The following is a 10,420-nucleotide window of genomic DNA, read 5'->3' on the forward strand; positions in this document are numbered from 1 at the left end:
ATTTTTTCATTCAGTACTACTAAAATGTTAGACAAAATCATTCAGTTTAGTATAAAGAACAAGTTCATTATACTACTTTTTACCCTAATTTTAATTGGTTGGGGAGCATATTCATTAAAACATTTACCACTCGACGCCTTACCTGATGTAACCAATAATCAGGTACAAATTATTACAACTGCTCCTACTTTGGCCAGTCAAGAAGTGGAGCAACTCATTACCTATCCTTTAGAACAAGCTTTTAAAACAATTCCGAAAGTAATTGAATTGCGCAGTATTTCTCGTTTCGGTCTATCTGTGGTTACAGTAGTTTTTGAAGATGATGCCGATACATACTGGGCAAGAGAACAGGTTTTTCAACGTCTAAAAGAAGCCGAAGAAAATATTCCTGATTATGTGGATTCGCCCTCATTAGCTCCTATTACGACCGGACTTGGAGAAATATACCAATACGATGTTTATGCAAAAGAGGGATACGAAGATAAATATGATGCAACCAGTTTACGCACCATTCAGGATTGGATTATAGTTCCACAATTACAAGGGGTTAAAGGCATAGCGGAGGTAAGTACTTGGGGCGGAAGCGTCAAACAATATGAAATTGCGGTCGACCCAAATCGCCTAAATAGCGCTAACGTTACAATTACCGAAATTTTTGATGCGCTACAAAAAAACAACCAAAATACTGGTGGAGCTTACATCGAAAAAGATGAATATGCATTCTTAATTCGTGGAGTCGGTATGGCAACAAACCTCACGGATATTGGCAATATTGTGGTCAAAAATCGCAATGGAACTCCAATATTAATTCGAAATATCGCTACGGTTCAATACGGATCTGCAATTCGATTTGGAGCAACAACAAAAGATGGTAAAGGCGAAATCGTGGGTGGTTTAGCGCTGATGCTAAAAGGCGAAAATTCTAAAGCTGTTGTAGAACGAGTGAAATCCAAAATGGCTGAAATTAACAAAATGCTTCCAGAAGGAGTTACAGCCGAAGCTTTTATTGACCGAAGTAAACTAGTCGATAATGCAATTGGCACCATTTCTAAAAACTTAATTGAAGGCGCTTTAATTGTCATTTTTGTTCTGATTTTATTTTTAGGAAATCTTCGAGCTGGATTAATAGTTGCCTCTGTGATTCCGTTGGCCATGTTGTTTGCAGTAATACTAATGAATGCTTTTGGCGTAAGCGGAAATTTAATGAGTTTGGGTGCTATTGATTTTGGAATCATCGTGGATGGAGCTGTAATTATAGTAGAAGCTTCGATGCATCATTTGTATCATAAAAAGCGCAAGCGAGTTCTTAATCAAGAGGAAATGGATGTTGAAATTTATCAATCGGCATCTAAAATTAGAAACAGTGCTGCCTTTGGAGAAATCATTATTTTGATAGTGTATTTGCCAATTTTAACGCTAGTAGGAACCGAAGGAAAAATGTTCCGCCCAATGGCGATGACCGTTGCCTTTGCTGTTACAGGTGCTTTTATATTATCGCTGACGTACGTGCCGATGATGAGTGCTTTATTTCTATCTAAAAATACGGAGCAAAAACCTAATTTTAGTGATCGAATGATGGCTTGGTTAGAAAATATATACGAACCCATTTTAAAAAGTGCCTTGCAAATTAAAAAAATTGTACTGGGAATTGCAGTAGCACTTTTTGCTTTTGCTCTACTTCTTTTTAGTCGAATGGGTGGAGAATTCATTCCGACAATTGAAGAAGGTGACTTAGCTATAAATGCTACTATTATGACGGGGAGTTCCCTTTCGCAAATGATCAAAACAACGACGAAGTACGAACAAATGTTAAAAGCAAAATTTCCTGAAATAGAAACTATTGTCTCCAAGATCGGTAGCGGAGAAATTCCGACCGATCCAATGCCTATAGAAAGCGCCGATTTAATTATTGTTTTGAAAGATAAAAAAGACTGGGTAACTGCTGATAATTGGCAGGATTTATCGTATTTGATGAAGGAAGAAATGGAAAAAATTCCAGGTGCAAACATCGAAGTTTCCCAACCGATACAAATGCGCTTCAATGAATTAATGACAGGAAGTCGAAGTGATATTGCGATAAAAATATTTGGAGAAAATTTAGAAACGCTAGATCTTAAAGCCAAAGAATTAATTCAAAAAATTAAATCTGTAGAAGGTATTGGCGATCTAAAAGCTGATAAAATAACCGGATTGCCACAAATTACCATTAAATACGATTACGATAAAATAGCTTTATATGGCTTGAATATAGCTGATTTAAATCAAATTATTCGGTCCTCTTTCGCTGGTGAAAAAGCAGGTAAAATTTATGAAGAGAACAAACGTTTCGATTTAGTCGTGCGCATGACCAATGAAAACAGAAATGATATTTCTGATGTGAGCAATTTATTTATTCCGTTGCCAAACGGACAACAAGTTCCCTTATCGCAGGTCGCTACTGTAGATTATGAAAATGGACCAGTACAAGTAAGCCGAGAAAATGGTGAACGACGTATTACAATTGGTCTAAATGTTCGCGGTCGAGATGTAAAAAGTGTAGTCGAAGAAATTCAGCAAAAACTAGACAAAGACTTTAAACTTCCTGCAGGCTATTATGTAAGTTATGGAGGCCAGTTTGAAAATTTAGTGGAGGCCAATAAACGACTTTCAATTGCAGTGCCATTAGCTTTAGCTTTTATTTTAGTTTTACTTTATTTTACGTTTAAAAGCGGAAAGCAAGCGATTCTTATTTTTACTGCGATTCCACTTTCCGCTATTGGAGGTGTTTTTGCCTTGTATTTAAGAGGAATGCCATTTAGTATCTCCGCAGGAATTGGTTTTATAGCCTTATTTGGTATCGCAGTTTTAAACGGAATTGTACTCATCTCCTACTTCAATCAATTGAAAGAAGAAGGAATTACATCACCGTTAGAACGAGTTTTAATAGGAACCAAAACCAGATTACGTCCAGTCTTAATGACTGCTGCAGTAGCATCACTCGGCTTCTTACCGATGGCACTTTCTACCAGTGGCGGCGCAGAAGTACAAAAACCTTTGGCAACCGTGGTTATTGGTGGCTTGATGACGGCTACTCTCTTAACTTTAATCATACTACCCATTCTTTATTTGTTTTCAGAAAAAAAAATAAAAATGAAAATTAATCCTACTCTAAAAACAACATTAATCGTTTTTTTTATCATGTTCAGCACAACTGGATTTGCTCAAGATGCTATTGTTGTTAGTTTGAGCGAAGCAGTAACTTTGGCAAAATCCAATAACAGCAGTCTTAAAATTGCTACTAAAGAAGTTGAAAAACAAACGCTGCTAAAAAAGACTGCTTTTCAAGCAGATCCTTTACAGATTGAATATCAAGGCGGACAAATAAATGGTGAACTTTACGATAACAATTTCTCAGTGCAACAATATTTCCCTATTGGAAAAAGCACTAGTACCAATCGCAAACTACAGCAAGAACTAGTGACGTTAGCTGAAAACCGAAAAGCGTTAACTTCTTATGAAATAGAAAAAGCAGTAACCTTGGCTTACTATCAATACTTGTATGGAGTGGCATTGGAACAGCTGAATTCTGAATTAGAAATTATTTACAGTGCATTTTTAAAAAATGCAGAGTTGCGTTATAAAACAGGAGAAAGTGGGCAAATTGAAGTCATTAGCGCAAAAGCAAAGTGTATGGAAATTTCGACAGAGAAAGTACAAATTCAGTATGATTTGGCTATTTATCAAAAGCAGCTCCAATATTTCATCCAAACGGAACAAACTGTTATTCCTGATAAAAAAACTCCTTTGGAGTTTCAGGGAAATATGGGTCTGGAAGAAGCTCCTATTCAAAAACTATTAGAGAATTATTACCAGCAGCAAGTGATTGTTTATGAAAAAGAAGTAGAAAGTTTGCAAGCACAACGCGCACCGAAATTAGGCTTAGGTTATTTTGCACAAAGTCTGGATCAGCGTTATTACTACCAAGGTTTTACAGCAGGATTACAAATCCCACTTTTGGGACAAAATTTTTCGACTAAAGCAAAAGCAGCACAAATACAAGTCGAGCAAACTAAAATGGAATATAATAATTCGAAATGGCAACTAAAATTATACATGGAGGAATTGAAAAGTGAATTTGAAAAGCAACAAAGTGGCTTAGTTTATTATCAAAATGAAGGATTAAAATATGCGGAGTCAATTATAAGAACAGCGCAAGTAAGTTACTTCAGTGGCGATATGAATTACTGGATGTACATTGGTTATTTGAATCAAGCGATCGATATAAAAAAACAATATACGACCTCTTTACAAGCTTACAATCAAAGCGCTATCACTTTACAATTTCCATCAATTCAAAAAAACTAATAGAATGAAAAATATATTTCCAATAGTATCAATAAAACTTCCAACAGTTGTTATAGTTCTTCTTTTCACTTTATGTCAGATTTCGTGTAAACAAAAGGAGGAAGAAAATCATGCAGAAGATAATCACGAAGACGAAAAACCAAAGACTGAAGTTTCGCTAACTGAAGATCAATACAAAACGGTAGGAATTGCAACTGCTCTGGTCGAAGAAAGGAACTTAAAATCGATTATAAAGGCGACAGGAACAACTACAGTTCCTCCTCAAAACTCAGCAAATGTAGCAACTTTAATGAGCGGAGTAGTTAAAGATATTTACGTTCTAGAAGGCACTTTCGTGAAAAAAGGAACCGTTTTGGCTACCCTAAAAAATTTAGAAATTACCGAAATTCAGCAAGAGTATCAGTCAGCTTTGGCAAGTATCGAATATTTGCAATTAGAGTTCGATCGCCAAAAGATTTTAACTGCTCAAAATATTACAGCACGCAAAGTTTTTCAAGAGGTAAAATCAAAACTGAAAATGGAAAAAGTGAGAGCGCAAGCCGCAAAAACTAAATTAGAAACCTTGCACGTCAGTCCAAATTCTAAAAGTGGTACCATTCCAATTATAAGTCCTATAAACGGTTATGTTGGCGAAATTAGTATCCGAAAAGGTGGATTTGCAGCAACCGGAATTACGTTGTTCGAAGTTGTTGATAACAGCCAAATGCACTTGGATTTGGATGTATATGAAAAAGATTTGTATAGCATTTCTATTGGTCAAGAAGTCGATTTTATACTTACGAATCAATCTAATAAATCAATAAAAGGAAAGATTTTCGGAATTAATAAATCGTTTTCCAACAGTAGTAAAACGGTTGCAGTACACGCTAAAATTGATCCGAAGGATTCTAAAGATCTCATTTCCGGAATGTACGTTTCCGCAAATATCGATATCGACCGCGCCAAAGTAAAAGCTTTGCCTAAAGAAGCTGTTATTCGCAATGGGGACAATTACTATGTTTTTATGAAAGAAACTGAAAACCATACCATTACAAAAGACGAACACAATGAAGTTCATTTTAAATTGATAGAGGTAATTGTAGGCACTACTGATATGGGGTATACCGAAATTAAATTTGTAACTTCAATTCCTGAAGATGCAGAAATTGTAACTAAAGGCGCTTTCTATCTGCAATCAGCTTTGATTGGCGGTGGCGAGCATTCACATTAAAAAATAAATAATGGATATCAAACAACATTGGGATAACGTGTTTACAACAAAAACTCCTTCAGAAGTAAGTTGGACACAAGAAGCTCCCAGCACAGCTATTGCCTATTTGGAAAATTTGCAATTACCTAAAAATGCTGCTATTATAGAAATTGGAGGCGGAGAAAGTAATTTTTGTGAAATTTTATTAGATAAAGGATACGAAAATATTTGGATACTAGACATTTCTGAAGTTGCACTTCAAAAAGTAAAAAACCGTTTGGGCGAGAGAGCAAATCGTATTCACTGGGTTACCTCAGACATCATTGAATTTAAAACCAATATAAAATTTGACTTTTGGTACGATAGAGCTGTTTTTCACTTTTTAACTTCTTCAGAAGAGATAAATACGTATGTCAATTTAGTAGCAGATTCTATGGCTGATAAAGGGAATTTTTTACTAGGAACTTTTTCAGAAAATGGCCCGCTTAAGTGCAGCGGTTTAGCCATTACTCAGTATTCTGAAACTAAAATGAAATCATTATTTATAGAAAACTTTGAACCAGTACACTGTTTTAAAGAGCAGCATCAAACTCCATTCGAAACAATTCAAGAATTTCAATTTTGCGGATTTAAAAAATTAAATAAATGAACGGATACAAATCAAATAATCGCAAAGTAATAAAGTCTTGTTGCGCTACAGATGAGCATGAAAGTCACGGAAGTGATGATCACGACGAACACAATCACGATTTAGGTGATCAAACAAGAATGCGACTGTTTTTACCAGCTATTATATCTTTTTTACTATTATTGATTGCAATCTTAATCGATAATTTTTTTCCACAAGATTGGTTCTATGGATGGATTCGAATAGTATGGTATGTAGCGGCATATCTACCTGTTGGATTTCCTGTCATTAAGGAAGCTTGGGAAAGCATTTTAAAAGGTGACGTTTTTTCTGAATTTCTATTAATGGTTATTGCGACCTTAGGCGCTTTTGCGATAGGAGAATATCCTGAAGGTGTTGCCGTAATGTTATTTTACGCCGTAGGTGAAATTTTTCAAACACTAGCGGTAACTCGTGCGAAAACAAATATAAAAATACTACTTGACCAACGTCCTGATGAAGTAACTGTTTTGGAAGACAATAAACTCAAAGTCGTTAAAGCAGTCGCCGTAACTATCGGTTCTATTGTACAATTAAAAGCAGGAGAAAAACTAGGCTTGGATGGTGAATTATTGTCTGAAACAGGATCTTTTAATACCGCTGCTTTGACTGGAGAAAGCACACCTGATACCAAAACGAAAGGCGATTACGTTCTTGCGGGTATGATTAATCTAAATAAGGTCGTTCAAGTAAAGGTAACAGCTTTGTATTCAGACAGTAAATTATCGAAGATTTTAGAAATGGTACAAGATGCTACAACTAAAAAAGCACCAACAGAATTGTTCATTCGCAAATTTGCTAAAATATACACTCCAATTGTAACACTTTTGGCGGTGTTGATTTGTGTGCTTCCATACTTTTTTGTCGAAAACTATATTTTTAGAGATTGGTTGTATCGAGCTTTAGTTTTCTTAGTGATTTCTTGTCCGTGCGCATTGGTAATCTCAATTCCATTGGGTTATTTTGGAGGTATTGGTGCTGCTAGTAAGAACGGCATTCTTTTTAAAGGTTCAACTTTTTTAGATACGATGGCAAGTATTCAAGCAGTAGTAATGGACAAAACAGGAACACTAACCAAAGGTGTTTTTAAAGTGCAAAAAGTAATAGCAGAGAATGTTTCAGAAAAAGAATTAGTACAATATGTAGCTGCGTTAGAAACATACTCTACTCATCCTGTAGGAACAGCGATTATTGAATATGCAAATGGTGCGGAGAGAGACAGTACTGTGAGAGATGTTGAAGAAATTGCAGGACATGGTTTAAAAGGAAATGTAGATGGAAAAATTATTCTAGCAGGAAACAGCAGGTTAATGCAGAAGTTTAATATTGCTTATGATGAATCTATTAATAAAAATCCTTTTACAATTATAATTATTGCCATAGAAAACCAATATGCAGGATATTTTCTAATTGCCGATGAAATCAAAGAAGATGCAAAATCAACCATCAAGCATTTACAAAACTTAAACATTAAAACGGTTATGCTTTCCGGTGACAAGCAATCGGTGGTTACTGCTGTAGCAAAGGAATTAAATATTTCTGAAGCTTACGGTGACCTATTGCCCGAAAATAAGGTCGAAAAAGTTACTGAACTAAAAAACCAAAACTTAAAAATTGCTTTTGTCGGCGATGGAGTAAATGATGCTCCTGTAATCGCATTGGCTGATGCTGGAATAGCAATGGGTGGATTGGGAAGTGACGCGACCATAGAAACAGCTGATATCGTAATCCAGAACGACCAACCTTATAAAATTTTTACCGCAATCCAGATTGGAAAAAAGACAAAGCAAATAGTGTGGCAAAATATTGGTTTGGCATTCGTTGTTAAAGCAATTGTACTGATTTTAGGAGCGGGAGGCTTAGCTACAATGTGGGAAGCCGTATTTGCCGATGTAGGTGTCGCTTTATTAGCTATTTTAAATGCAGTTCGTATTCAACGTATGAAATTTTAAGTTAAGAGAAATAAACAATTAATAAAAATAATTTAAGCAGACAATTATGGAAATTATAACAGCTCATAATGATAACTCAAAGTATAAAACAACGATTCGCTCCACAAGCGGAAACATAGTAATAGCTGACGAACCTACAGAATTAGGTGGTGCTAATCTAGGATTTTCTCCAGTAGAACTATTAGCAGCTGCACTAATTTCCTGTACAGCAATTACTTTAAGAATGTATGCTGATCGAAAAGAATGGAACTTAATTGATATAATAGTAGAGGCAACTAGTGAAGTGAGAGAAGATGGCAGTACTTTGTTTAAATTGAATATTAAACTTTTTGGAGAAATTGACTCCAAACAGAAAGAGCGTTTACTAGATATAGCTAAGAAATGCCCGATTCATAAAACACTCTTACATACAATGGAAATAGACACTAAACTTGAATAACATGGAATTCATACAAAACAACAATGGGCGAAGGGGAAACTTCGTTGCCATCGAACAAGGCAAACAAGCAGGAATAATAACATACATATGGAAAGGAGACGATGAGATCATTATCGAGCATACTGAAGTTAACGACGAATTTAAAGGTAAAGGAATAGCAAAAAAGCTGGTTATGGCTGCAGTTAATTATCCACGTACAAATAACATTTTTATCATTCAAGTTTGTCCGTTTGTTAAAGCAATGTTTGATAAAACAGAAGCAATTCGTGATGTTTTAGCGTCCTAGTTTTACATAGAATGACTTTGGATCAATACATAATGTTGTGGGGAAATCTTAAAATCTAGATATTTGTGATTCCAAATTATACCAAATATAAAATTCCTATAGCGAACTAATCAAGTTATTATTACCTGAAATCATTGTTGAATATTTTGAATTGACTTCTTATAAAAGGGAAGAAGAGATACTTCATCTGTATTTGAAAGAGATCAATTCAATTCCTAAAGAATACAGAGATTTTAAGTTAAGTTCTAAATGATTCTACGAAGAGATAACTGTTTAAGATTTTCCCATTCGTGGACATCAAGTATATCTTGATATTAAAGAGATCAATAGATTTCAGTCCAAATAATTGTAACGCTATCGCCTGTTTCTAAGATGTTTCTGGAAGAAATCTGCAATATCAGTACAAAGATTATTTAAGTGATTTTAAAGCTTGGGAACAAAAGTCGCATACAAAACAATGGTTTGTTTTTCCTAAAAACATTGGAAAACGCTTGTCAATAGATGAAATGTCTCCCTCTAATGCCGAACTCTATGCTATTTTAACCAACAAAGCTGGTAAAGGTAGAAAGGGAACCTTTGTATTTATAATTGCGGGAACTAAAGCAGAAACAGTAATTACTATACTAGAAAAAATAACATCAAAGTTACGAAATTGAGTTGCCGAAATAACACTCGATCTGGCGGCTAATATGGGGCTTATTGCTAAGAAATGCTTTTCGAATGCAGTAAGAGTTACCGACCGATTCCATGTTCAAAAACTAGCGCTCGAAGCTTTGCAACAAATCAGGACTAAATATAGGTGCCAAGCAATTGACATGGAGAATGATGCTATTGAAAAAGCTAAATCCACAAAAACGAAATTCGAATCTAAGATATTATCGAACGGTGATACTAGTAAGCAACTATTATCTAGAAGTAGGTATATTTTATATAACAACAAATCAAAATGGTCTAACAACCAAACCGAAAGAGCTAAATTATTATTCGTATTATATCCTAACATTGAAAAAGGATATCAGCTTGCTCAAGACTTAAGGAATGTTTTTGAAAATACTACCGATAAAATTTATGGTTTATCCAAATTAGCAAAATGGCGTGAAAAGGTAGCTCAAGCTGAATTTAAATCATTTAATACCAGATCTAGATCAATACAGAGTCACTATCAAACAATCGTAAACTATTTTGACAACAGAAGCAGAAATGCTTCATCAGAATCTTTCAATGCCAAAATAAAAGCTGTTAGATCTCAATTTAGAGGAGTGAGGAATGTTGAATTTTTCTTGTTTAGATTATCTAGCATTTTGCTTAATCCCCAACTTTTGCGTTTGATGGTACATAATGCCTTAAATTGGGTCAATAGATATTGTTGTGATCCAATATTTATGCCTAATTTTTGCTAATCCCCAGGTTTTCGTTATGAACCAAAAAAACTAAGTAGCAACGTATTAAGAAAACACAAATTGTTTAAACAAAACTAAATTTAAAACGAAAAAACCCTAATTCGTTAGAATTAGGGTTTTAAAAAGAAAGGCGACGACATACT

Annotated in this window: 7 protein-coding genes; all 7 read left to right on the plus strand. The window is 34.8% G+C overall.

Annotated features, from left to right (window positions below):
• Positions 1-24: 24 nt before the first annotated feature.
• The 7 genes from AP058_RS03415 (at position 25) to AP058_RS03445 (ending at position 10,277) form a co-directional block, all read left to right on the plus strand.
• Positions 25-4,344 carry a CusA/CzcA family heavy metal efflux RND transporter gene (locus AP058_RS03415; RefSeq protein ID WP_066306924.1) on the plus strand — a complete coding sequence of 1,440 codons (4,320 nt, stop codon included), beginning with the start codon at positions 25-27 and terminating at the stop codon, positions 4,342-4,344.
• A 4-nt stretch (positions 4,345-4,348) separates the two neighbouring features.
• Positions 4,349-5,554: an efflux RND transporter periplasmic adaptor subunit gene (locus tag AP058_RS03420; RefSeq protein WP_066306925.1), complete on the plus strand. Its 1,206-nt coding sequence runs from the start codon at positions 4,349-4,351 to the stop codon at positions 5,552-5,554.
• A gap of 10 nt (positions 5,555-5,564) precedes the next feature.
• The gene (locus tag AP058_RS03425; protein WP_066306927.1) at positions 5,565-6,182 is read left to right on the plus strand and encodes a class I SAM-dependent methyltransferase; all 618 of its coding nucleotides are present in this window, start codon (positions 5,565-5,567) and stop codon (positions 6,180-6,182) included.
• The gene (locus tag AP058_RS03430; protein ID WP_082706561.1) at positions 6,179-8,152 is read left to right on the plus strand and encodes a heavy metal translocating P-type ATPase; all 1,974 of its coding nucleotides are present in this window, start codon (positions 6,179-6,181) and stop codon (positions 8,150-8,152) included. Before AP058_RS03425 ends, AP058_RS03430 begins: the two co-directional genes overlap by 4 nt.
• A 46-nt stretch (positions 8,153-8,198) precedes the next feature.
• On the plus strand, positions 8,199-8,591 hold the full coding sequence (locus AP058_RS03435) for an OsmC family protein (RefSeq protein ID WP_066306928.1): 393 nt from the start codon (positions 8,199-8,201) through the stop codon (positions 8,589-8,591).
• 1 nt (position 8,592) lies between these two features.
• Positions 8,593-8,877, plus strand: coding sequence for a GNAT family N-acetyltransferase (locus AP058_RS03440; protein WP_066306932.1), 285 nt, complete (start codon positions 8,593-8,595; stop codon positions 8,875-8,877).
• Positions 8,878-9,566: 689 nt separating this feature from the next.
• The gene (locus tag AP058_RS03445; RefSeq protein WP_066306934.1) at positions 9,567-10,277 is read left to right on the plus strand and encodes a transposase; all 711 of its coding nucleotides are present in this window, start codon (positions 9,567-9,569) and stop codon (positions 10,275-10,277) included.
• Positions 10,278-10,420: the final 143 nt, after the last annotated feature.

Origin of the sequence: Flavobacterium sp. TAB 87 (assembly GCF_001529295.1) — a bacterium.
Lineage (GTDB): Bacteria > Bacteroidota > Bacteroidia > Flavobacteriales > Flavobacteriaceae > Flavobacterium.